Raw genomic sequence first — 24,371 nt, forward strand, 5'->3', positions numbered from 1 at the left:
AATTAATAATAGAAAGTTATTACAATGTTATTTCATTTTTGAAGTCCTCTTCACAAAATCCTTAATGTCCCTCAATTTTTTCCCGCTAATATTATCTTTGATGGTTAAATTTAGTTCAATTTCTAATTTTGCAAATACTGCTCCTACACAATTATAGATACTTAATCCCTCTAAACTCTTTCAAGCGGTAATCCATTCCGATAGAAATTACAAATGACAAAATTTATCCGTTTTTCCTACTTGCTAAATTCAGCAAGTAAAATGTTTTTAAAAACTTCTGGGTTATTAAGGTTTAAACTGTTCGAATTGATAGCGAGTGTATGTTTACCTCCAAGTGTTCCACCAGCAAAAGTGGAAAACCCAGGAACGGCCCCCCTGTGTCCCCATACCGAGACACCGTTCGGAAGCTTAATTTCAAGTATTCCAAGACCATATCCGGTTCCCTCTCTATTTGTAGGAACTGTAGTAAGCATTTGTTTTAACTGCTGTTCCTTCAGTAATTTGCCACCTAGTAAGCAAGAGAAGAATTTGTTTAAGTCATCAGCAGTAGAAATCATATCTCCATCCGAGCTACCTGGGTTAATATAAGTAACATCTTTTAGCTCACTCGCTCCGTCTAGTTGCAAATAGCCACGGGCATGCTTGGTGCCTGGAATCACGCTTGAATTACCAGGTAAAAATGTATTTGACAAATCAAGCGGTTCAATAATCCGATTTTCAACCTCTTCCGCATAGCTGTTTCCTGTTACTTTTTCAATAAGGATTCCTAGTATTACATATCCTGTATTTGAATAAGACCAACCCTTTCCTGGGGCAAAGTCTGGGGGAAGTGAAATCCCCATCTTTACAAATTCTTCAGCCGTATACGATTTTTTTATATCCGTAATATCAAAGTCTTTTGAATTTATATAGTCAGCAATACCACTTGTATGATTCAATATTTGCCGGATCGTAATCTGGTTACCATCATATCCGTTTCCTTGAATAACACCAGGTAACCATTTTTCAATGGAGTCGTCTAGATTCAAACGGTTCTCTCCAGATAATTGAAGTAGAACTGTTGCAATGAACGTTTTCGTCACACTGCCAATGCGAAAGCGAAAATCTGCTTGCATTGGTTTCTTAGTTTTCAGATCCGCTACCCCAGCACTATAACTCCAAGTTTTATCCCCCTTAGAAATTTTAGCGAGTATTCCTGGGTATCCAAGTTGCAGTTCATCTCGCATTGCTTTCTTAACGGAAGTACGATCGCTTTGCGTACTTGTTTGTAACGAACTAGATACATTTTGCGTAGATTCTGCTTTTACAACTGATGTTGGTGTTATGTATAACAGGGAACTTCCACCTATTAAAAGTGCTAGACTTGCACATGTAATTTTACTGCGTGTTTTCATAAAAAATTCCTCTCTTCTATTAAAATTGTATAGATAGTTGATAGCAGTGTCATATACGAGCCACACAGCTATCCATTCTCTCAATGATGAAAAGGCAACAATACATTTGCAATCATTGTACTCATTATTTTCACAAAACACTCTTGTTACTAATTGTTATATATATGCCGTACTTATCCCCCCTTCACGCCTCCTTATATTTTTATCCTACACAATGAAAATCTCTTTTTCCTTACCTATCCCTTACAAATTCCTTACATTCAAAATCACTTGTACACTAGGGTTGAAGTAGCATCTGTGCCCGAAAACGCAAAAAAATAGATTACCTGCACACGAAAAAGTATAGTGCACAGGTAATCTATTTGTTTTTAAGATTAACAAAAACCTAATTTATCTTTTGAATTCTTCCATCAATAATAGACTGAATTGGTTCTTTTGATTTTTTTATATAATCTACTAATGCTTCAAAATCAGTTGGTCCTGTTTCAGCATCTTTACCGTTTTTAAAAGATACAAATCCATCTCCCCCTGAAGCTAAAAATGCGTTAGCAACGACGCTGTAAGTTTTAGAAGGAATAATTTCTTCTCCATTCGTTAAGCGAATACTTGTTACTTTTTCTCCATTGGGCTTGTTCGCATCCCAAGTGTATTGGATTCCTGAAATTTGAAGCATTCTTGTTATGTCTTTTTGCCATTGTTGATTTAAAATACCACGAATGTCTTGACCTGTTAAATTTACTTTTATTAATTGATTTCCGAATGGTTGAATACCATATATCTCTCCCCATGTAATATCACCAGCATCTAAGTCATTACGAATACCACCAGGATTCATAAGTGCAATTTGGGATTGCATTGTTGTACGCTGGGCATCAGCAACTAAATTTCCAAGAGTAGATTCACCAGCCGTATTGAGTTTGCGATCTAGTGACGCAATAGACTTACCTACAACTTCATTAACAAGAGGTGCGATTTTTGCTTGATATTTCTCCATCTTCTTCTTTATTTTTTTATCAGGCTCTATGCCTTCATGATAAGTTGTAACAATTTCTGCTTTTTTCTCAACAATATCTTGTGTTTTACGATCAATCTTTACATCAACATCAGCAAAAGCCATACCATATGAATTTGCTTGTACGACAAGTTTATTATTAACAGTTCCATTTACATAAGTGTGGCTATGGCCACCAAAAATAACATCGACTTCTGGATCAGTCTCATTTGCTAATCGGACGATATCACCATTTGTTACGCCGTTCCCATCTGTTATACCTCCGTTATGTGCAAGAACAACGATAGATTTAACGCCTAGTTTTTTTAATTGCTTTACGGATTTGTTAATAGCTTCAACTTCATCTGTAATTTCTACATTCTTTAGCATAGTAGGCATAACAAGGTTAGGAACATCCGTTGTTACGACTCCGATAAATCCAACAGGAACTCCTTGTACCTTTTTTATAGTGAATGGTGGTAAAAATAAACGACCGGTGGATTTATTATAGAAATTTGCAGCAACATATGGGAATTTTGCTCCTTTAAAATTCCCTGTTTTCTCATGGTATCCACCATAAATAAGGCGGTTCATTTCTTCAACACCTTCATCAAATTCATGATTCCCTATCGTTCCAACATCGAATTTCAAATCATTTAGAAATTCAATCGTAGGTTCGTCTTGTAATAATGCTGAAACAGGAGTACTTGCTCCAACAACATCTCCAGCATGTACCTTTAATGTATTCGGATTTTGTTTTTCACGATCACGTAAATAAGCCCCTAAGTACTCAATTCCCCCTGCATCTTTATTGTTAATTTTTTTTACAGTGTCTAGTTGCCCATGAAAATCGTTAATACCGAGCATTTGTACATCTATGTAGCGGTTTGATTCTGTACTTGCTTGGGCTGAAGGCATAGCAAATACACTAGTAAAAGTAACTGTACTTAATGCTAAAGCAACTGGAATGATTTTTTTCAACATAAAATTTCTCTCCCCTAATTAAAATCTGACATAATACGATGTTATTTTAATATATTAAGAGAATTATTTCTATAAAAATTCAACTAATTATAAAAATTAATAAGATTTTATTGTTTTCTGACAAAACATTTCTTTATTTTGAGGATTATTCAAAATATTATCTTGATAGTAATATAACAATACTTCTAAGAAATCTAAAAAACTCTAATCAATATATTTTAGCTGTTAAGAAGAGTATTCAATCCAAAATTAATGGAGATTTATCAACCTAACATCTCAATATCACCATTAAAAAAGATGCTCCTGGATTTATCCAAGAGCATCTTTTATAAAGCTTTATTTTAACTTGTTTATAATTTATTAATTAACAATTATATAGTTGTAATTAGTCCTTTAAAAATGATAGGAGTGCTTCATTAAATTCTTTAGCATGCGTTGCATTTAGCCCATGTGGACCACCCTTTATTAACGTTACTTTAGAATTAGGAATTGCTTCATGTGTTAATTTCCCACTATATTCATATGGTACAGTTGCATCAGAATCACCGTGAATAATAAGAGTAGGTATATTAAACTTCTCCAAGTCTTTTCTAAAATCTGTCTTACTAAAGGCGGGAATACAATCAAGTGTTCCTTTAGGTGATGCACTGGCTGCAATATCCCAATTATATAAACGGAATGGCTCACTAACTAAATCTGTTCGATTACCAGCCGCGAAAAATCCCTTAGTAAATTCATCAAGAAATGCAAGGCGGTCATTAATCACACCACTTTTGAACGCTTCAATTGTTGCATCATCTAATGCCCCTTCAGGATGATCCTCTGATTTGTATAAATATGGAGGTACTGCTCCAGCAAAAACAGCCTTTTCAATACGATCTGTTCCATACGTACTAATATACCGGGCTACTTCGCCTCCACCCATAGAAAAACCAACAAGTGTGACATTTTGAAGCTCTAAATGTTCTAATAGTTGATGTAAATCAGAAGTAAAGGTATCATATTCATACCCTTCCCACGGCTGAGATGATTTTCCAAATCCTCGACGATCATATGTTATAACTCTGTATCCAGCCTCAACAAGAGCGGGAACTTGGTATTCCCAAGATCGACCACTTAACGGCCAACCATGAATTAGTACAACTGGTTTTCCTGTGCCATAATCCTCATAATATATCTCAATTGGTTCTTGATTTTCGGTTCCTACAGTAATTTTAGCCATGCTTCTACCTCCAAAAAATATTCTAATATGTATCCTTTTCTTCAATAATCCGGATGAATGTCATAACCTATTCATGCACGTTTATGTTGTGAACTCTAAGTATGAAACTCTATTGTCCCAATGCATTCATTTTCTCCTTTTGGAACAATCCCCCCTCTAATACCTTTTTCATCATAAAATAATTACTTAACATTACTCCTATTCAATTGTAATAACAAAAATAGGTGACTATCAATATTGTTCTATCTATAGGATGTATAGGTAAAACCAATCTATTTTATAGTGAAAACAACTATAGTTACGACCTATACGAATTATAGATAATTTAGAATTGATTAACGAATCAGTTTTCAAATACTATAAAATTGTATAGCACTTCATGTTCTGTGAATGCTGCTATAACCAATATTATTGGTCAGCTTAGTTATAAACGAAGAAACTTATGATAGTATTCGACTATTTAAACTTTCTTCGATTACTTAATTTTTAGGAGGAATACATAATGACTGATCTCTATTCTCGTATTAACAAAGATGATGCTGTCGTACTTTTAGTAGATCATCAAACTGGTCTTATGTCCGGACTAGTACGTGACTATGGTGTTGATGAATTCAAGAACAATGTTTTAGCTCTTGCTCATACTGCTAAGTTTTTTGATTTACCAGTTATTTTAACAACAAGTTTCGAAAACGGGCCTAATGGACCTTTAATGCAAGAATTGGTTGATCTCTTTCCTCATGCACCAAAAATAGCTCGACCTGGACAAATTAACGCATGGGATAATGATGATTTTGTAAAAGCAATCGAAGAAACTGGAAAAAAACAACTTATCATCGCAGGCGTAGTTACGGACGTTTGTGTTGCTTTCCCGGCACTTTCCGCTATAAAAGCTGGATATGAAGTATTTGCTGTTACGGATGCTTCAGGAACTTTCAGTAAACAAGTTGCAGATGCTGCCAATACTCGTATGGCACATAGTGGTGTGCAACTTATGAACTGGTTTAGCGTAGCTTGCGAATTACAACGCGATTGGCGCAACGATGTCGAAGGTTTTGGCAATTTGCTTGCTAGCAATCTTCCAGGCTATCAAAATATAATTGGAAGCTATAGGGGAGCTCAGCGAGATCTTAGTAAACAAAATGCATAAAGTGAAACTTTAATCAGTGGGGGGTTTGTTCATCCCCCACTGATTATTAGTTGAACCAATCGGGCTTTTACAGGCAGTTGATCCCCCACCTAACTTCTTTGCTTCCGCTGAATTTTGAGGTGGGGGTCTTACTGCCCGTTAATGCGGGATAAATGTATCTCAAGGAAATAGCTTTAAATCACCTTTTTTAAAGTAGATAGTATGAATTTAGTGCTGATTAAATCAGCACTAAATTTAAATTAAAAAGTATAGCAGATCTCCAATTGACAGAATATACATCACTTTCAATAAACAATTAAAAAAGGAGCGTTTTATTATGAGTAATTTAGAATTGTTAAATCCGGAGAACAGCGCATTAATTTTGATTGATTTTCAACCTCAAATGACTTTTGGAGTTGCAAGTATTGATAGACAAACATTGATTAATAACGTTATGCTACTTGCTAAATCAGCAAAAACTTTTAACGTACCTACTATTCTTACTACAGTTGAGACACGCAGCTTTTCTGGTTATTTTTGGCCACAAATTCTTGATATATTCCCAAACCATGAAATTATAGAACGCAGTTCAATGAACTCTTGGGAAGATCCAAAATTTGTTGAAGCAGTTAAAGCAACAGGTAGAAAGAAATTAATATTTGCAGCACTTTGGACTGAAGTTTGCCTTGCATTCCCTGTGCTTGAAGCAATGAAAGCTGGCTATGAAGTGTATGCAGTTGATGATGCTTCAGGTGGTACTAGTCTGACAGCACATAACGCTGCTATGCGTCGTGTAGAACAAGCTGGTGCAATTCCAGTGACAGCAATTCAAGTTTTACTTGAATACCAACGTGACTGGGCACACAAAGACACTTATGATGCTGTAATGGAAATTGTAAAGGAGCACACTGGCGCTTATGGTCAAGGAGTAGAATACGCATATACTATGGTGCACGGCGCGCTTCCAAGCAGGAAAATATGAAACAAGAAGGAGTAGCTGTCGAAGAGACTTATACAGGGAACACGATGGATGCTGCTGATCCAGTAACAACGATTGTTACATGGGAAATTCAACAAGGTAAAGAAAAACAGTTTGAAACATGGAGACATGAAATCGAAGCTGCCGCTACTAAATTCCCAGGGCATTTAGGTGTAAATCTAATAGTCCCAAATAACGAATCGAGAGAGTATACTGTTATTTTTCGCTTTGATACGTATGAGCATCTACGTGCTTGGCAAGAATCAGACATTCGCCGGGATTTGTTAAAAACGGCAGAACAATTTCAAGTTACTAATCCGAGTTACAAAACTGAAAGTAGTTTGGCTTATTGGTTTGTTACTCCGAAAACGCCAGTTCCACCGCCAAAATGGAAAATGTCTATCGTTACCCTTTTGGGTGTATGGCCTCTTAGCATGTTAGTTCCTAAAGTGATAGGACCTATTATAAAACATATGAATCCTATTATGTCGGCCTTTTTTGTTTCAGTATGTATAGTGTCCTTGCTATCATGGGTAGTCATGCCGATTTTCGGTAAATTATTTCATCCATGGTTACAAAATAATAGAAAGTAGACGAGGTGTGAACATGAATTTACCGGATATGATCTTATATAACGGAAAAATTACTACCCTTGACCCTTCTCAGCCTGAGGTATCTGCTATCGCCATAACTGATGGTTTAGTCACTGCAGTAGGTGGAGATGAGCTTCTTAATAGTGCCACGGAAAAAACAAAGAAAATAGACCTTAAAAGAAAGAGAGCTATTCCAGGCCTGAATGACTCTCATATACACGTTATTCGTGGTGGTCTGCATTATAATATGGAATTACGTTGGGAAGGCGTGCCATCACTTTTTATTGCTCTAGAAATGCTCAAAGAACAGGCAAGGCGTACACCTGCTCCTCAGTGGGTAAGGGTAGTTGGAGGTTGGTCTGAATTTCAATTTAAAGAGAGACGGTTGCCAACTTTGGAAGAAATTAATGCCGTTTCTGAAGACACTCCTGTCTTTGTGCTACATCTTTACGATAGAGCACTTGTAAATCGTGCTGGGCTGCATGCACTGGGATATACAAAAGATACACCAGACCCTCCAGGCTGCTTAATTGAGCGGGATAAACGAGGTAATCCAACGGGCCTTTTAATTGCGAATCCTAACGCTTCTATTCTTTATTCAAGTTTGGGTAAAGCACCAGCACTTAATTTTGACGACCAGATTAATTCAACTCGCCATTTTATGCGCGAATTAAATAGATTAGGTATTACAAGTGCTATTGACGCAGGTGGTGGATTCCAAAATTATCCTGATGATTACAAAGTTGTTGAACATTTAGCCGAGAAGGAACAATTAACTTTGCGTATTGCTTATAATCTATTTACGCAAAATCCAAATCATGAATATGAAGACTTTGCTTCATGGGCAAAAATTGTTTCTCCAGGTCAAGGAACTGATAAGTATAAAATGAATGGTGCCGGAGAGATGTTAGTATTCTCAGCAGCCGATTTTGAAAAATTTCAAATGCCACGGCCTGAACTAGCTACGATGATGGAAGCTGACTTAAAGAAAGTAATTTCTCTATTGGTGGAAAACCGTTGGCCCTTCCGTTTACATGCAACTTACGATGAGTCAATCACACGTTTCTTAAATGTATTTGAGGAAGTTAACAGTGAAATTCCTTTTAATGGTCTACGATGGTGGTTTGACCATGCAGAAACAATCTCAGATCGTAGTATGGAACGTGTTAAGGCTTTAAATGGCGGTATTGCCATCCAAGACCGCATGGCTTTTCAAGGTGAATACTTTGTTGATTTATACGGAAAGGAAGCTGCAAAGCGTACTCCTCCGATTTATCGTATGTTAGACCTTGGTATACCTGTTGGCGCCGGTAGTGATGCAACTAGAGTTTCCAGCTATAACCCTTGGGTCGCTCTTTATTGGATGGTTGCCGGAAAAACCATTGGTGGACTTTCGATATACGATGAAAAAAATAAACTGGATAGAAAAGTAGCCCTGGAATTATATTCAAAAGGAAGTGCGTGGTTCTCTGGTGATGAAGGTAAAAAAGGAACCCTTGCAGTAGGTCAGTTTGCTGATCTTGCTGTATTGTCTGCTGACTACTTTACTGTGCCAGAAGAAGAAATCAAAAACCTTGAATCATTACTCACAATTATGGGCGGACAGGTTGTGTATGGAAATGATGAATTTAAAAATTTATCACCTGAATTGCCGCCAGCATCACCTGACTGGTCACCGACGGGAGTTTATGGTTATGGCGGTGCTAACCTAGCCAACACTATACTTTCTCACGATGCCCATGATAACAAGTTACATAGTTGCAGTAACCCTCTCCATCAACACACTCATACCGTAATAGGAAAAGATGGAACTACATGGGGTATCGGTTGTACTTGCTTTGCTTTCTAAATCAAAACCACCGGTATAATGCCGGTGGTTTTCTTTCTGCAATAAGGATATGTAGATTCGAAATAGCATTGTATATCTCTATTGGAATCTATTACTATTTAATAGGACAAAAGAGTTGATAGCTTAAACTTGATTTGATTTTTACATCCTTCTCTCCGTGCAAAGCCTACCCCTTTCCCTTAAGTAAAAGTCAAAAATCGATCACACCACACATATAAAGCCACTGCCCTTTGACTTTAATATTTGCTTTATCTTAAGACTTATAGATTTTTTCAAATTTCACACTAGAATCATTATTAGTTCTATTACACTGATACTTTTTGCGAATCATTTAACTTCTGCATAAAGATGCGTGCAGCAAAACTTAAAAATTTATCATCAAAGTGAATAAGATTAATATCTTGACTTGGTGTTGGATCAGTAATACGAACTATGCTCAAAGTATCATTATTAACAAAGTTAACCAGTGAACGAGGTATTATGGCAACCCCATGTCCATTGTATACAAGGCTCAATAGAGAAATAGAAGATTTTGTTTCTATATTTGCTTCAGATAAAGATAACCCTAAACTCTCACAATATATTTTAATAGATTCACGACAACTACATGAAACCATTATTCTACTCAGCCCTACTAATTCTCGAAAAGAAACAAATGATTTTTCATTCAAAGGATGATTTTTTGGAATGATAAGGACGAGCTCTTCACTATACAAAAGGGTGTTTGTTAATGTGTCTGGAATTTGAGCACTACGTGTAATCCCAAAATCAATATTTTTGTCAACGATTTGATTTACGGCAACTTCGGATTCTACAATTTTCACTACGATGTTGGGATAATGTTGTTGAAACTTCATAATATAAGGTGTTAAATAAGTAAGGTCCTCTAATAGACCTCCTATAGTAATCACACCTCTTTTTACACCCTTTAATTCAAAAATTTCATTATAAACGTCATCAAATTGTTGCATGATAAATTTTCCTTTATCAAATAGCAGCTTACCCGCTTCTGTCATTTTGATACCTCTTCCAACTCGATGAAACAAAGGTGTATCAAGTTCACCTTCTAACACACGTATTTGTTGACTTAAAGTCGGCTGTGAAATACCTAGAACTTCCGCAGCTTTAGTAAAACTATTATTATTACAAACTTGAATAAAATACTCTAAATGACGTAACTCCATTCTTGATACCCACTCTCCGCTTTATGAAAGATTTATAATGAAAAGGACGATATGTATACGTGAACATAACAACTTTATTTCCTACTATATTAATTGCAATTACATAATTTCTTTATTTTGTACTACAATACATTTACTACTATTTATTAATTTTCCCTCCTATTTATTTAATTTATATTTAATTAGGATATTACTAAACAGAAATAACATCTAAAAACTTACACTTTCTGTGCGTAATATCCTAACTTTTTCAACTGTTTACTTATCATTTTTTCTCAATATAGTCCAAACTACCAAATATTTGCCGAATCCCCTCTTTATGCTGAGGAAAAATTAGTGTCACCAATTCAATACTTTCTGAAATAATTGATGCATACGTGACACGGCGGTCTTTAGGACATGGTTTCACCTCTTCTTTTCCAACCTATCCACTACATACGTGATACAAAAACTTGCAAGTAATATTTTGTCCCCAATTTTTTTATAGGCTGATCAGCTTTACTGTATAGTAGCTCAAGCACTGCAAATTCAGTTGCATTAAGTCCATAAATTTTTAGATCCTTTTCAATAAGTTTAGTGATTGGCTGTAATTCCCTTGATAATATAACAATTAACTTTAAAGATAAGCTCTCATCGTTAATCACGCTCACAATTACCAATCCTTTACAAATTATCTTGAATTCGAGATTTATTATATTATCGTCTAAATATTATGTCAATCATTCATTTTAGCTTTATCAAGCCACTTATAATTTATTTCTCAACATAAGACATATGGAATTGTTAGAAAATAACTGTTAATATATAGATATCTCAATTACGTTATTTTTTAGAGGGCTTGTTGTCTAGCGCAAGCTCTCTTTTTTCATAGTCTAAATGGAATTCGGACACATTTTATATGGTGAGTTTTGCCCTCTTTTAGCGATAGAGACAAAAAATCTGGTTGTGATGTAAAAACTTCAAAATAACCGCAAATAATCTATAAAACTCAGACATATCAATGAATACGCATTCAAGCGATTCCGATCCACAATGCTACACTCCATCCTCCGAAAAAGGATCCAACAGCAACACCCAAAAAGAAAATAGACATGAATAATCCATTTAAGCGACTACGAACTTCTGGTTGCAAAGAGAAAATCAAACGTTGACTTAAAACTGGAAGAGGAATATCGCACTCGATGTTTCCAGCCCCGTCGACTGCAAGCAAAGCAACTTCTAGAGAAGGGAATTTAAAGAGGAGAATTGAAAGAAAACCTTGATATTGAATTATCCATCGATCTCATTTACGGACCAATTTTTTATCGGTTGCTAGTAACCGGTGATAAGTTGGATGATTCCTATGTACATCACTTGGTAACAAGCGCATTCGATGGAATACGATAAACATGAATAACATTCGAAAAAAGAATTAAATGCGCCTTCCTCCTATACGAATAAAATTTCGCTTAACTTAATAAATAAAATATCTAATTATTTAAGCTGATGTATATGAGTCGGTCCCCCACATACATCAGCTTAAGAGTTGAGAATTACCCTAAATGAATGAACATGCAAAAAAATTTATTCTGAGGATTTTACGATATTTTATTTAATCGAAATGTGACATAACTCCTAATATTAGTCTTATTAAGACGCAAGCTCCCTCTCTTCTATTTTTTAATTGAATATTTTAGGTTTATAATGATTTATTTTTAAAGATAATTACCTAATTTATTAACTTATTTTAGAGTAAAAAATAGGAGAAGCCTATCGTGACAGACTCCTCCTAAAAAAACAACCGTTATATACATATTGAAAATAAATTTATTTTATTAATAATGAATATTCACCAGTGTTATCATCAAATTTATACACATTCAAATAATATTTCCCTGGTTTCGCTACGAATTTTCCCTTTATAGCATTTCCTTCATCTTCACCACAAGCTACGTAATTTTGCATGTCTGATTCATGATAAAGTACCCATGTCATCCCAATGTTTTGTTCATTTACCACAGAAATATCTACTTCTTTTGGAACTGTAACATCAAACGTATAAACATCTGTTTGATCAGGAGCAATCAGATTTCCTTTTACAAGCTTATTAAACGGGAGTACCTTTTCCTCTTCAAGGGATCCACCTGTTTGCGGATCTTGTTTTACAGTAACTTTTGTTTGTTCTTTACTTTCTTTTCCTCTACTATCTTTCACTGTTAGTTCCACAGTATATGCTCCTTTTTCTCCATATACATGGGTAGGGCTGACTTCTGTACTTGTTGTACCATCTCCAAAGTTCCATAGATAAGAAATAATTTTTCCATTTTCACTTTCTGTACCATCACTATGGAATTGAATTCCTTCATTTACTATCCCGCTATATGGTCCATTCATATTTACTATAGTCGTTGTTTTTTCTTTTTCCTCTGTTGCAACACCATGGAAAACAATATCATATTCAAATTGATTGGCTGCATTCACACGATAGTTAACAAAATAGGCTGTAACTGTTTTATAGCCGCTCCATCCTGTTTGAGACAACTGCTCCAAGGTTTGATTGACTTGTTTACTCATTGTTTTCCAGTCTTCAGACTCACCTTTTGATGTACTACCTATGTACTTGCCTTCTACAGTAAATGTGTTAAAAAATTGAGACTCATGTTTTGTGATTTTTGCATCTTTTATATTAGTTACATCGACAATTTCTTTCTTCACTTCAGCTAACGGCTTAGGTGCATGTTGTATTAAGTAATCATTTGTTACTTGTGGTACATTGTATTTATCTTGATTATCAATCAACTGCTGCATATACGTTTGATATTCTGTATTCAGCTGTGCATCTTTACTTAATGCTTCACGATACGCGTCATAATTTTTCACATCGTTTGCACGGATTAAATCCTGAATCTTATCAAAGGTTTCAAAGTGGTGATTATATAGATAAGACTGTAGTGCAAAGGAATAATTATAAAAATCCCATGATCCATATTTTGCGAACAAAGTTTGCTTTGCAGTATAACGGCTTGCCGGATCAGATGATAAGCCACTTATAATACTTTTACGTGGAACAACATTATTTGTACGTGTAGATCCTGCAAAGAATTCTGCATTCCCTTCTTGGAACCAAGTTAAGCGTTCATTTTGATATAGTTCTCCACTCCCAAATAAACCAGGAACCTCGTACCTTCCTTGTAAATAATGAGTGAATTCGTGACGGAATAACTCTTCTAGACTATAAATACTCTGTTTTGGTGTACGCTCATATGTAAAGAAAGTACCCTTCTCTTCAATATAAATACCGCCGTTGTTCGTTTCATATCCATATAATTGTCTATTTAATTGATAATCATCTGGATTATTATAAATTACAATTGTCAGCACATCATCTGCGTTACCTGGTTCTAGTGCTTTATCATTTCCAATTACACGGTGATATTGTGCCTTTACTTCTTTGGCTGCCCAATATAACCTTTTAATTTTCTCTTCTGTTACTTTATCGCCTGTCTTAAAAACAATAGATCCATCATCAAATGTATATGTTTTAGGTAAGTATTGTAACTTCCCTTCTTCACGTATTTTCTGTAAATCTACTGTATTTCCATCATAATCTTTTCCACCGTAGTTTGTTTTGATTTGCTCTACCGCTATAAAATAAGGTCCACTTAGGCGAGGATACATATTCATCGCTTGTGTAATAACTTCCAATCCTTTGTTTGGATTGCTATGAAATTTCCCTAAACGTCCTGCATAATAAATCCCATTATTAATTAGCCAACTATTCTCAGTTGTTAAATTCCGTATGAGAGCAATTCTACTAATCTCATTTATAAAATTATCAATTTTTCCATACCACATTGTTGCATTAGGTTTTTTATTCGTTTCCTGCAAATAAGACTGTAGATCATAATCAATACCTTTTACAATTTCATATACAGCTTGTTCTTTCGTATAATTTTTAGCATACATAGAAAGGTTATCATTAAACTGTTTTAAAATATTTGCTGCATACTGTACTGTTTCAGCATCACTAGAAGCATTACTAATTAACTTTCCATACGCAACTACTACTCTATCTTGCTCAGCTGTACCTAATGTAAAGTTTGGATTTTTTGCAATAGCTTTTAATGCTGGTAAACATTTGTCATGGAAGCTTCTCTCATTTAAGTAACCTACTTCATTATTAAAATATCCCACATAAAAAGCAGAACGTAATATCTCAACGAAAGTTTCAATTCCCATTGAGTCCTCTTTCGTAAAAGATTTTCCTCGTCGTCCTAATTCATTAATGATAACGTTCATACGTTCTCTATTTTGATAAAAAGCTTTCGTATCTTGATTGAATTGAAATAAGTCTGTAATTTGATTCCATGAAACTCTTGATAGCGTATCAATGAATTGACTATCAGGCATTTTATTCAGTTCTGCCAGAGTATAGCTTTGCTTTAATTGCCTGTCATTATGTTTCATCACCGAAGTTGGCCTTTGTGAAAAATCACCTACTTTTAAACGCTCTTCAAAAGTTAAAGTTCCATCCGCTTTTGTAGCATGTGCAATTTCATCTTTTAAAGTTTCTATCCCAATCGGTTTCATCTGTAACGTATTATAGGGTGCTTTTTCTTCTGCGGATACCTGTGTTTGAATACTTCCAAATGATAATGCCATCGTACTAATACCGATCATCATTTGAGTAAATTTTAAATTCTTGTTCATAACATTTCCTCCATTTATATATTCCACCCAAAAATATAACATTTTATTTTAATAAATTATCATAAAATGTATTATTACATATTGTTTAATATGTATTTCTGTATAAATTAATATTAAACAAAGCATTATTGAATCTCTTTCTTTTTCCATACATACTCATAAATTGAGTAAACTTTTTGTTTGGAATTTACAGGTTCGTTGCACGAAACCAGACTCTCTGGCAAGATTTCTTAAGATGTTCGGGGATAAATAACATTGAATTTCTTGAGCAAATAGTTGTAGTTCATCAGATACAAAAATAGACATAAAAAACGCTATCCTTTCCTATGATTCTAGAGAAAGAATAGCGTTTTTTTACTCGTTCAGTACTTAGTAGGTATAACTTTTTATATTTCAAATGACTTTTCTCTCTAAAATTATTTTTCATACAAATTTTCAGATTCTAAAAAATCTATAAATTTCTTATAATGTGTCACTGTTCTTTCTAAAGCAATCATTAAAACAAATATAAAATAAATTGCTTGAATTCCATTCATATAATTAAAGAGTGATTCAAATATATATACAATACTTGCAATCATAGAACAAAACCATAAATAAAATTTCATTTTCAGTTTTTTAATTTTTTGCTTAGTTGTCTTACAAGGCTGGCCATGAACTCTTATAAACAAATAAATTGCTGTATGCAAAATAATAATTGAAAATTGGAAACTTCGATTGTCCTCTGAACTAAATTCAGAGAAACCTATTTCTAATGAATGTAATACTATCCAAATAGAAAACAAAGATAGCACGAAGACATATAAAAAACCAAATAATAATTCAAAAATAAATAACCAAGGTTTATTTAATATTGAGTAAAATGGATTTAGATATTTTATGGTTAATAAAAATTTCTTCACTAAATCAGTAATAATAATTGATGTATTAGTTATATTCATATAGAAAAGTAATGTTATTGGAACCAATAACATTATAGCAATGCCCCAAATGGTAATCTTAATACCGGATAAAAAGAAAACAGCTCCAAAAATTACAACTGAAAAAATAAAAGTTGATATTGGAACAAACATTAAAAATATAAGAGTTCTTATTAAGATTAACTCCCCTAAAAAATCTTTTATTATGAAAACATGTATTTTTTCCTCCTTGTAATTCTTCACAGTTTCAACTATTTCTTTCTCGGATAAAAGAAAATACTTCAATCTATTAAACATAAAAAAACTCCTTTATATTAATTTAAAAAAGATTGCCCTCTGTATGCTACAGAGGGCAATCTTTCTTGATGATTAAAATATATACCCAACTGTTAGCAAATATATTAAAAGACATTGTCATTAATTCACTTTAAATTTCACTTCTGGGTATTTGGAGTCCAATTTTTCAAGCGCAGAGCTATCGTCTACCTGTTTCACATATCGATCAAAAAAAGCGAGACTGAATTCGTTTATAATACGGTGAACGTATCTTGGATCTTCATCTAAGCTTCGTAACAAAGGAGAGAACAAATGAAAATCAGTGAAACTCGTATGATTGGTATGGGGAATAACCATTGACATGCCACCACCTGCAAGTGCATGGTCACTACGAACTTTTCCCTCTAAAAAATCTTTCGTGGAATCATCACTAATCTCTGCATTCATAATCAAAAACGGTTTTCCAACTCTAGATTTTGGAACATTTTCCCCATATAATGTACCATCCATATTGATGGCTGCTTTGACACGGGAGTCTTCCACTAACACTTGCGCAGCTGTAGCTCCACCATAAGAATGTCCAAACATTCCAATTCGGGATGTATCCATTCTTCCTGTAAAGCGATTATCTTTATCGCTTTGGTTAAGCTTCTCTATTTGATTAAGTACAAAAACAACATCTTCCTTCCATAATTTGATATGGCGATCTCGTTCGGCAAAATCAGTTAAATTGATCGACTGTACAAAAGCGGTTCTGCCATCTGGAAAGACGGTAGCTGCAGCATCATAGGTATGATCAATTCCTACGACGATGTAACCTTGGCTGGCCAACTCCTCCACCTCAAACGTGTTTTGATTGCGAAAACCGCTTAAACCATGGGAAAAGAGTAGGACCGGATAACGTTCCTCTGAATCTGACAATTGAGCTTCCATGAATGCATTCGACTTCATCAAGCCTAGATGATGAAACGCGAATGCTGGAATAGACAATGATTTTTCCAACCCCTTGGCAATCTCATCCGAGTTATGGATATAAGGTGCGCGATTCATCTCTCCTTTTTCTTTTGCAGGATACCAAACCTGAACCATCAGCTCGCGCCGGCCGTTCAAATCTTTCATATAAGGTTCTTCTCGATTATAATCAATCCAATGATAAAGTGTAGTACCAACCTTGAAGGGACCGCTCGTTTTTTCAAATAAAACTACCGGCATGAGGGAAGGAAGCATGACCGCAATAGTCAAATAAATGACCAGTAGCGCTGTCTTGACTGTGAATGCCCCACAACTTTTAACGTTCTTTTTTGATTCAGCAAATAGATAGCAGCTTGTTAAAATAAATGGGGACAAATAAGCAGGAATCATCTGCCAGCGATACCCTTCTACGATAAGCTGCACAACAACCACACAAAAGGCAACTGTTAGAATGAAGACAGACCATTGTTTTATTTTCTCACTAAAAAACAATATACAGCCTAGAATACTAAAATTCACAATGATTATAACAGTCTCAAAAAAATCCATTTACATTCCTCCTATACCCGTATTTTATCTTCAAGGACATCCCAGCCAAATTGAAAAAACAATTTAAAATTACAAACTTTTCGTTTCCATCTCTGATTACCTTAATTCGTACCTTTAGTACCGAAAAATTATTTTTGGTACTCATTTTATATTATACCGAAATCTTCCAGACTGTAAAGTATAATTACCCTTAAGTAAAATCGACATAAAGTGAAACTTTAATCAGTGGGGTTTTCTTCATCCCCCACTGATTATCAGCCCTCACCAATCGGACTTTTATGGGCAGTTGATCTCCCACCTAAATTCTTTGCTTTCACTGAATTTTGAGGTAGGAATCTTACTGCCCATTAAAGCGGGATAAAAATAAAAAATGAGCGGGGCTACGTTAACCTGTATGGTTATTGTGACCCTACTCATTTTTTATGTAGAAGTACTATTTAATCCTTACTTGTGATTCCATGCAATATGATATCGGCCATCATTGCAAGTGACTCTTGTAGAGTAATTTGGTTAGAGGCTATACTCCCCTGTTCAAAAATTGATTTCATTAACGTTTTGAGTGTTTGGATTAGCACTGGAATGTCCATTGAACGTAAAACACCGCTATTGATGCCCTCTTCAACTAGCCCAGTAATTACCTCCCATTCTTCATTTATGCCTTGTTCTATTTTTGCCCACTGCTCTGGATGGTAACGTCGCAGTTCAATCAGTAAACGTACGAAGCTGTGCTGAAAATCCTTAGGCACAATTAAAAGAATCCCTTTTAATTTTTCCGGTATGGTCAAATTCGAATTATCGATAATTTCCCGAAAACGTATTTGGGCTTCTTCATTTATTTGCTCAACTACATAACCAATAAGCTCGTCCTTAGATGGAAAATGCTCGTAAAGCGTACTTTTGCTTACACCTAGATCACGAGCTAAATCACTCATTGTGAATTTTATTCCCCTTACATGAAAAAGCGCAATAGCAGTTTTGGCAATCCGATCTTTCATCATTTATTCACCTCATACCAAAATAGTAAAGTTATTATCTCTCCAGTACTATAATAGTACTTCGAGTACAAGAATAGTTTAACTTTTTATTTCTTGAAGGTCAAACGTGATGAAGATGAAGATGATGACATTTCACTTCATAGCCTTTAAATGAAAATATTATGTTTTTTATGGAAACCAAGTTTATTTTTATCATTGCGGGGACATCAAAACTTTAACTTGATAGGGATATGGCACTACCCCAATTAATAAATATTATTAACTATATGTCTATCATATTTTTTATAAACAGGATCAATTAGATTTAAAAAAAGACTTCTTTTTCTTTACTCTTAATAAATCACCTGTCCACCCTTTGAATCGCATATACATATACATACCCCCTGTTGTGAAAATAATAAATAAGAGAGCCATTAAATAGCTATATTTCCATTCAAGTTCAGGCATGTATTTAAAATTCATACCCCATAATGCTCCTAAGGCTGTCAAAGGCGTACTTACAGCAGTTAATACAGTAAGAGCTTTCATAATTTCATTCCCACGATGAGAAGAAACAACTTCTTGTAAATGAATCATCGTGTCTAATTCTTCTTGGTACTCTTTAACAAGTTGTAATCCACGCTCTAATTTTACGTGTGTTTGTTTATAACAAAGGGTGTTTGTTAGTTTTTCTAACCAAGCTTCTTTTAGGCCTTGTAACACTTCTTGTATTAAGCGAAACACATGTGTGTTCATAAATAATTCATGACGAATATGATAAATCCTTTCTAAAACTGCTATGTTATTATGATGATAAAAATCCCATAACACATTTCTGAAATTGTTTTCAAAATAGTCAACCTTTCGTAAATAGTGAGATATAAATATCGATAAGATGGCACATAGTCCTTCAGCGGAACTATTACAATTTTTTATACCTATAGGGAAATTATGTATTAATTCTTGAAAATCTTCTTCCTCTTTTTCTTGGACCGTTATCAGTATCCCATGAGCTACGAAATAATGAAGAAATTTTTGAATTTTGGCGTCCTTTTTATCTTGATCATATAAAAACGAACCATATACACAAGTTTGACTTGGTGATAACGTATAAACATATAATCCATTTTCACAAGGAGAACTTATTTTCTTTACAAATTGAGAGAAATAAGATGTTACATCACGGGGGATTATAGAAGAAATTTCTTCAAACTCACTAGTTTTCACATGATACCAACTCCATTTCGTCATTTTTATGCATTCCATATTATTCTTCCTTTCTAAATAGTTTTATGTTTGATCGAATCATATCCGTAATATGAAATTTGTATGTAGGTATCCATATCTTGGAGGAAAAGTTTTTAAATCATCTAAATTACAAAATAAATGCATAGGAGGTCTTATTCTTTAAAAAGGAAGACCCCCTATATATTAGTTATTTTTATTCTCAATTTTAAACATTTCCTCTATACAAGCACTTTTTATCTTTTCTTATTTATATTTTATATTTGGAAAAGAAGCCACACAATTTGGCACGTCTATTCAACGAAATCCATTTCGGTCGTCATTATAATTTGGATTTATATGCAGATTGATTGGTGATGTCCTCAAATACTTGACTTCCAATAATATAGTATCCATGAAGCGCGGCCTCTTTTGAAGCGTCTACCATACGGAAAGAAACAATTTCACCTTGCATTTTTTCAATTTGTTTTTTGTGGAGATCTACTACTCCTCCTGTCCAAATAATAGTATCATACTGGTCTAACTTAAATTGTTCTTGTAATACACGCATGATGTCTTGGAAATGTGTATCCAACTCTTTTTGAATTAAAATATCCACCTGACTTGTCTCATAATTTTCTTCTTTATCTCCATATCCTTTTTCTAATATTTTTGGCATGTCATTAATATGCAATTGATTACTTTCACCCGCATGATTCTGCAGGATATTCTTAATATTTTTCAAAGGCTTGCTACATCCTAGTTCCGTCTCATAATGATTTAAAATGACATTCTGTTTCATATCTGTCATTTCTAATGTACGAAATCCACCATCAATAATTAAGATGCGATCTTGTTCCTGAATGATTCCCTCTTTTAAGAAATAGGCATGTAAAGCGATCGGTTGCTGAAGAATCAAAGCATTTTCAACCGTAATATTAATAAATTTCCCATCAATTTGTACGGAAGTTTCTTTTTTTAGTGCACGTTGTAATTGCTCATGCTGACTACCAAAACAAGTGACTGGAAGCCCGGTAACAACTAAAGGTAACACGACATTTTCTTTATAATCCTTTGCAATGCAACCAAATATTTGTTGTTTAAACTCTTCGCTTTCATAATAATTTTCTATTTCTTCGTCAAATGGAGGAAGAAATGAAGCGTCAGATTGATGTGCTTCATTTCCCATGTAGTATGCAAAGTCTAAGTCTATAAAACTTACTTTTGTTAAATCTTCACTTTCAACATGATTAGGTACAGGAGCTAGTGTGGCAGCTTCACTCTTAATCGTCACCTCAGAATCTACATCCTGTCGATATGCCCGCTTAGTAAAACCAATTCCTACATCAATTGCATACAGAGATTTCATACTTTTTTCCTCACTTTCTCTTTTTAGAATTAAATCTAAGCACTCTCTTCTTTCCCTTCTTTCACATATTTCTTTTCATTTTCCGTTTTTTCTCCGTCTAGGTTCTTACTATTTTGTTTTATTTCATTATCCTTTTCATCTTTTTTCTTTTTGTTATTTTCGTTTTCTGTTAAATCTTTAATAGTAGAAATTACAACCGGTGTGGCTGTAAGCAGTTGTGGTAATGTTTGTTTTGCAACATTAGCTGCAGTTACAGAGAATTGTTTACTTGTCTCGGTTACCTTCTCTAATGTTTCCTTTATGTTTCCTTCTTGTAGTTTGTCTTTTACGCTTTTTCCTTTTGTTTGTATAGCTTTCCGATTTTCTTTTTTTAACAGAGATACCATGACTCCGGTCGTAATCCCAATCACAGCATATTTAAATATTGTATGTTTCATTTTTCTCACCCTTCTCTACTTTTATTTTCTTCCATGCTACAACCTAAAATAATTAACTTATCTATTTATCAGATATTGCAATCTATTAGAGAGAATGATAGTTTTGCGGCTGCCTATCACTCGCCGTTAATGTTTCATCTGTTACTAGAAGTAAAATTCTCCCTTGATCTAGTTTTTCTTCATATAAGTTAGCTTCCTCCTTCGACAACCCCATTTCCTCCATTTGATTTCGGAGCTCGTCCCCTTTTTTGGAGAAAAAGTTGATAATACTTGTGCCCAACCCTTGTTCTTTTACTCCAATCGTATTTGTGTTTGTATCATCCGCAATCTTTTTTGTTATATGTTTTTCATGTGTTAAGACGTAAATGTCATCTTGGTGAATCCCTTTCAATTCTAGCTCTTTTACTTTCATAACTACTTCCTGTTCATTTTGATATTCATAAACCACCGGTTTTCTTTCATTCTTATGCATCGTATTTTTCCTCCCTTAGATTTTTTATTTTCTTATTTAGTTGTTATGTAATATGTAATACACCTATTTTAAAGATGTTAAACCTAAATTTTCAAAAAACTTCACATAATAGGTTATTAATGTTTTTGAATATCAAGGAAATGTCACGAGCACTTTGCTTTGATAACAGTGTTACAAATAACGCTTTATTTGGAAGACAAGTCCATTATTTTATAGAAATCATAGAAAAATAAAAAAGCACTCCTTTTCAAAGAGTGCTAAAAAAAACATATAACCTAATAAAAATATTTCTATTTTGATTACAGAAAGAAAGTCTTTATTAAAACATATGGTTGCTAATTTAATTGCGATCTGCCTTGCACCCAAGCAGCAATATCATTTATAACATACTCAGGAATATTAGCAGGACTATAATATTCATCCGGTTTACTTATTTCCCCATCGCCCTCTGTAAAGAAATGATTTAACTTTGGATATAGTCGATAATCAACGTTATTTCGTTCTTTTAATTGTTCTTTCCAAAGAGGAATTTCGATTTTTGATTGAACTTGATAGTCTCTTTCTCCTTGAATAATAAGAAGTGGTGTCTTTTGTTCTTTTGATATTTCTGCTGCTTTAATTTTCCGAATAGAATCCCAAAATACTGCTGATCCTAAGTAAAAATCTTTTGGAGGATTCTGACCAGAGAAATTTGGATCATTTAATAATTTAAATTGCGATTTGTAGAATTTATATTGCTCCTGGTTCATTGCTCCAATAGAAAAAAGATACTCAAATTGATCTAAAACAACGTCTTGAATCGTACGAGCTGGTCCACCCATTACAATTGCCCCAGCAATATTTTGATTTTGGTCTTTTTCAATCATTTTCGGAAGCATCATTCCACCTTGACTATGACCAAGAATATATATTTGATTCTTATTTATTAGAGGCTCATTTTTAAGAAATTGAGTTACAAGAAGAGCATCATCTGTTGTCTCTTTATCAACTGTATAGAAGGGACTGAATTGTGTTTTCAGCCCATGTTCATACGTTCGTTTATTATAGCGAAGGACAGCAATTCCCTTCGATGCAAGACCTTCAGCTAAATCGCGAAATGGTTTTAAAGCAAACGCTGTTTCATCCTGATCAGTTGCTCCTGATCCTTGAACAAGAATAACCGCTGGAAAAGGACCATTTCCTTTTGGAACCGACAATGTTCCTGGTAATGGAAATGCACCACTTCCAACTACTACTTCTTTATCAACAAATAATTCAGGCTTACTATATGATGGACGCTCAGCAACAGGACTAAACGACATGCTTAGTTGAAAATCGTCTATTTTTCCAGATGGATCTAGTTTAATTAGTAAAGGTACAGTCATTTTTTCAAAAACTAATTGAATCTCCACATTTGTATGAACAGGATTTGTCTCTTTTTGTGTAACCTCTCCAATTTCTATAAAAGAACCTGCTTGTAATTGAACTGGCAGTCCCTCCCAATAGCTCTTCAACCATTCTTCGGATATTATTTTCTGTAATGACCTTGAGGTTAAATCAAATGCAGATTTATAATCTTCACTATTCATATGGCGAATAAATGAAAGAGTAGTAGATATAACAGGATTTTCATCATCACTATTGTCTATTTTTTTTATATTTGTGTTTACTTCCTTTAATTTTGAAATAAATTGGTGGTTAAATGGATTATTATATGTATTAGGATATAAATTTGTTTTCAAAATTTCCGTATTCCGTGCCTTATACAAATTTGAAGAACTCTTAAAATTTTCAGGTGAAATTACTTCCTCCGCATATGAGACTGAGGGAATTGCTATTGTAAAAATTGCACTGATAAGTAATAACTTATTACTTATTCTTCTTTTCTTACCCATACTTATTGATTCTCCCTTCAAAATTTAAAATTTCTAATACAATATGCCAACTATAAGGAAAATAAAAATTACCAAAGAGATTAATAATCTATTTTACGATCCCCCTCTCAAGTTAAAAATCTATCATTAACAAACTTCAATAAAAAACGCCTTCCCCCTCTTTTTTTATTGTTGGATTTTCCAATGACCTAGAAGCACAGCACGAAATTACATGTAACCGACCCATGAGATTCTCTGTTTCAAAAGAAAAAAGCCCCCCACTAGATGCTTTCTTTAATTGTTCTCACTATCAT

At 34.1% G+C, this 24,371-nt stretch carries 17 protein-coding genes and 4 pseudogenes; 5 read left to right on the forward strand and 16 right to left on the reverse strand.

Annotated elements, in window-relative coordinates; translation table 11 throughout:
* Positions 1-236: 236 nt before the first annotated feature.
* The 3 genes from BHV55_RS15610 to BHV55_RS15620 form a co-directional block, all read right to left on the reverse strand.
* On the reverse strand, positions 237-1,394 hold the full coding sequence (locus tag BHV55_RS15610; RefSeq protein WP_070756674.1) for a serine hydrolase domain-containing protein: 1,158 nt from the start codon (positions 1,392-1,394) through the stop codon (positions 237-239).
* Between the two features lie 385 nt (positions 1,395-1,779).
* Positions 1,780-3,369 carry a bifunctional metallophosphatase/5'-nucleotidase gene (locus BHV55_RS15615; protein ID WP_070756676.1) on the reverse strand — a complete coding sequence of 530 codons (1,590 nt, stop codon included), beginning with the start codon at positions 3,367-3,369 and terminating at the stop codon, positions 1,780-1,782.
* A 385-nt stretch (positions 3,370-3,754) separates the two neighbouring features.
* On the reverse strand, positions 3,755-4,591 hold the full coding sequence (locus BHV55_RS15620; protein ID WP_070756679.1) for a bromoperoxidase: 837 nt from the start codon (positions 4,589-4,591) through the stop codon (positions 3,755-3,757).
* A 502-nt stretch (positions 4,592-5,093) separates the two neighbouring features.
* Here BHV55_RS15620 and ycaC point away from each other — a divergent pair.
* The 4 genes from ycaC to BHV55_RS15640 all read left to right on the forward strand — a co-directional run bounded on the left by ycaC (position 5,094) and on the right by BHV55_RS15640 (position 9,138).
* Positions 5,094-5,738, forward strand: a complete 645-nt coding sequence (gene ycaC, locus BHV55_RS15625) for an isochorismate family cysteine hydrolase YcaC (protein ID WP_000131214.1) — start codon at positions 5,094-5,096, stop codon at positions 5,736-5,738.
* 316 nt (positions 5,739-6,054) lie between these two features.
* Positions 6,055-6,699 carry a hydrolase gene (locus BHV55_RS15630; protein ID WP_000067163.1) on the forward strand — a complete coding sequence of 215 codons (645 nt, stop codon included), beginning with the start codon at positions 6,055-6,057 and terminating at the stop codon, positions 6,697-6,699.
* Positions 6,696-7,289: an antibiotic biosynthesis monooxygenase gene (locus BHV55_RS15635; protein ID WP_000806851.1), complete on the forward strand. Its 594-nt coding sequence runs from the start codon at positions 6,696-6,698 to the stop codon at positions 7,287-7,289. Before BHV55_RS15630 ends, BHV55_RS15635 begins: the two co-directional genes overlap by 4 nt.
* A gap of 13 nt (positions 7,290-7,302) precedes the next feature.
* The gene (locus BHV55_RS15640; RefSeq protein ID WP_070756681.1) at positions 7,303-9,138 is read left to right on the forward strand and encodes an amidohydrolase; all 1,836 of its coding nucleotides are present in this window, start codon (positions 7,303-7,305) and stop codon (positions 9,136-9,138) included.
* Positions 9,139-9,443: 305 nt separating this feature from the next.
* Here the strand turns inward: BHV55_RS15640 and BHV55_RS15645 are convergent, their stop codons facing one another.
* From BHV55_RS15645 to BHV55_RS15655, 3 genes and pseudogenes are all read right to left on the reverse strand, one after another.
* A complete protein-coding gene (locus BHV55_RS15645; protein ID WP_000423203.1) occupies positions 9,444-10,322 on the reverse strand; it encodes a LysR family transcriptional regulator in 879 nt (292 codons plus the stop codon).
* A 218-nt stretch (positions 10,323-10,540) separates the two neighbouring features.
* A pseudogene (locus BHV55_RS27515) lies at positions 10,541-10,972 on the reverse strand (MarR family winged helix-turn-helix transcriptional regulator).
* A 362-nt stretch (positions 10,973-11,334) separates the two neighbouring features.
* Positions 11,335-11,481, reverse strand: a pseudogene (locus BHV55_RS15655) (MFS transporter); the annotation flags it as partial.
* On the opposite strand from BHV55_RS15655, the pseudogene BHV55_RS15660 reads away from it, so the two are divergent.
* Positions 11,472-11,708, forward strand: a pseudogene (locus tag BHV55_RS15660) (TetR-like C-terminal domain-containing protein); the annotation flags it as partial. The pseudogenes BHV55_RS15655 and BHV55_RS15660 sit on opposite strands and share 10 nt — an antisense overlap.
* Positions 11,709-12,128: 420 nt before the next feature.
* Here BHV55_RS15660 and colA read toward each other — a convergent pair.
* From colA to BHV55_RS15710, 10 genes and pseudogenes are all read right to left on the reverse strand, one after another.
* A complete protein-coding gene (colA, locus tag BHV55_RS15665; protein ID WP_070756684.1) occupies positions 12,129-15,011 on the reverse strand; it encodes a collagenase ColA in 2,883 nt (960 codons plus the stop codon).
* Positions 15,012-15,170: 159 nt separating this feature from the next.
* Positions 15,171-15,317 (reverse strand): annotated as a pseudogene (locus tag BHV55_RS15670) (IS4 family transposase); the annotation flags it as partial.
* Positions 15,318-15,427: 110 nt separating this feature from the next.
* Positions 15,428-16,228, reverse strand: a complete 801-nt coding sequence (locus BHV55_RS15675; RefSeq protein WP_000483298.1) for a hypothetical protein — start codon at positions 16,226-16,228, stop codon at positions 15,428-15,430.
* Between the two features lie 120 nt (positions 16,229-16,348).
* A complete protein-coding gene (locus tag BHV55_RS15680; protein WP_070756687.1) occupies positions 16,349-17,728 on the reverse strand; it encodes an alpha/beta hydrolase family protein in 1,380 nt (459 codons plus the stop codon).
* Between the two features lie 437 nt (positions 17,729-18,165).
* Positions 18,166-18,726 (reverse strand): TetR/AcrR family transcriptional regulator, encoded by a 561-nt coding sequence (locus tag BHV55_RS15685; RefSeq protein WP_000974054.1) that lies wholly within the window; start codon positions 18,724-18,726, stop codon positions 18,166-18,168.
* Between the two features lie 291 nt (positions 18,727-19,017).
* Positions 19,018-19,968, reverse strand: coding sequence for a magnesium transporter CorA family protein (locus BHV55_RS15690; RefSeq protein ID WP_070756690.1), 951 nt, complete (start codon positions 19,966-19,968; stop codon positions 19,018-19,020).
* 301 nt (positions 19,969-20,269) lie between these two features.
* Complete coding sequence (locus BHV55_RS15695; protein WP_070756692.1) at positions 20,270-21,295, reverse strand: ParM/StbA family protein; 1,026 nt, start codon at positions 21,293-21,295, stop codon at positions 20,270-20,272.
* A gap of 35 nt (positions 21,296-21,330) precedes the next feature.
* Positions 21,331-21,732, reverse strand: coding sequence for a hypothetical protein (locus BHV55_RS15700; RefSeq protein ID WP_000683226.1), 402 nt, complete (start codon positions 21,730-21,732; stop codon positions 21,331-21,333).
* 85 nt (positions 21,733-21,817) lie between these two features.
* A complete protein-coding gene (locus BHV55_RS15705) occupies positions 21,818-22,204 on the reverse strand; it encodes a YflT domain-containing protein (RefSeq protein ID WP_000549439.1) in 387 nt (128 codons plus the stop codon).
* Positions 22,205-22,539: 335 nt separating this feature from the next.
* Complete coding sequence (locus tag BHV55_RS15710; protein WP_070756695.1) at positions 22,540-24,078, reverse strand: alpha/beta hydrolase; 1,539 nt, start codon at positions 24,076-24,078, stop codon at positions 22,540-22,542.
* Positions 24,079-24,371 lie beyond the last annotated feature (293 nt).

It is taken from the genome of Bacillus sp. RZ2MS9, from assembly GCF_001816185.2.
Classification (GTDB): Bacteria; Bacillota; Bacilli; order Bacillales; family Bacillaceae_G; genus Bacillus_A; species Bacillus_A cereus.

Excerpts from the sequence above, each read along its gene's own strand:
- BHV55_RS15610 (WP_070756674.1), bottom strand. The coding sequence starts at position 1,394 with ATGAAAACACGCAGTAAAATTACATGTGCAAGTCTAGCACTTTTAATA.
- BHV55_RS15615 (WP_070756676.1), bottom strand. The coding sequence starts at position 3,369 with ATGTTGAAAAAAATCATTCCAGTTGCTTTAGCATTAAGTACAGTTACT.
- BHV55_RS15620 (WP_070756679.1), bottom strand. The coding sequence starts at position 4,591 with ATGGCTAAAATTACTGTAGGAACCGAAAATCAAGAACCAATTGAGATA.
- ycaC (WP_000131214.1), top strand. The coding sequence starts at position 5,094 with ATGACTGATCTCTATTCTCGTATTAACAAAGATGATGCTGTCGTACTT.
- BHV55_RS15630 (WP_000067163.1), top strand. The coding sequence starts at position 6,055 with ATGAGTAATTTAGAATTGTTAAATCCGGAGAACAGCGCATTAATTTTG.
- BHV55_RS15635 (WP_000806851.1), top strand. The coding sequence starts at position 6,696 with ATGAAACAAGAAGGAGTAGCTGTCGAAGAGACTTATACAGGGAACACG.
- BHV55_RS15640 (WP_070756681.1), top strand. The coding sequence starts at position 7,303 with ATGAATTTACCGGATATGATCTTATATAACGGAAAAATTACTACCCTT.
- BHV55_RS15645 (WP_000423203.1), bottom strand. The coding sequence starts at position 10,322 with ATGGAGTTACGTCATTTAGAGTATTTTATTCAAGTTTGTAATAATAAT.
- colA (WP_070756684.1), bottom strand. The coding sequence starts at position 15,011 with ATGAACAAGAATTTAAAATTTACTCAAATGATGATCGGTATTAGTACG.
- BHV55_RS15675 (WP_000483298.1), bottom strand. The coding sequence starts at position 16,228 with ATGTTTAATAGATTGAAGTATTTTCTTTTATCCGAGAAAGAAATAGTT.
- BHV55_RS15680 (WP_070756687.1), bottom strand. The coding sequence starts at position 17,728 with ATGGATTTTTTTGAGACTGTTATAATCATTGTGAATTTTAGTATTCTA.
- BHV55_RS15685 (WP_000974054.1), bottom strand. The coding sequence starts at position 18,726 with ATGATGAAAGATCGGATTGCCAAAACTGCTATTGCGCTTTTTCATGTA.
- BHV55_RS15690 (WP_070756690.1), bottom strand. The coding sequence starts at position 19,968 with ATGGAATGCATAAAAATGACGAAATGGAGTTGGTATCATGTGAAAACT.
- BHV55_RS15695 (WP_070756692.1), bottom strand. The coding sequence starts at position 21,295 with ATGAAATCTCTGTATGCAATTGATGTAGGAATTGGTTTTACTAAGCGG.
- BHV55_RS15700 (WP_000683226.1), bottom strand. The coding sequence starts at position 21,732 with ATGAAACATACAATATTTAAATATGCTGTGATTGGGATTACGACCGGA.
- BHV55_RS15705 (WP_000549439.1), bottom strand. The coding sequence starts at position 22,204 with ATGCATAAGAATGAAAGAAAACCGGTGGTTTATGAATATCAAAATGAA.
- BHV55_RS15710 (WP_070756695.1), bottom strand. The coding sequence starts at position 24,078 with ATGGGTAAGAAAAGAAGAATAAGTAATAAGTTATTACTTATCAGTGCA.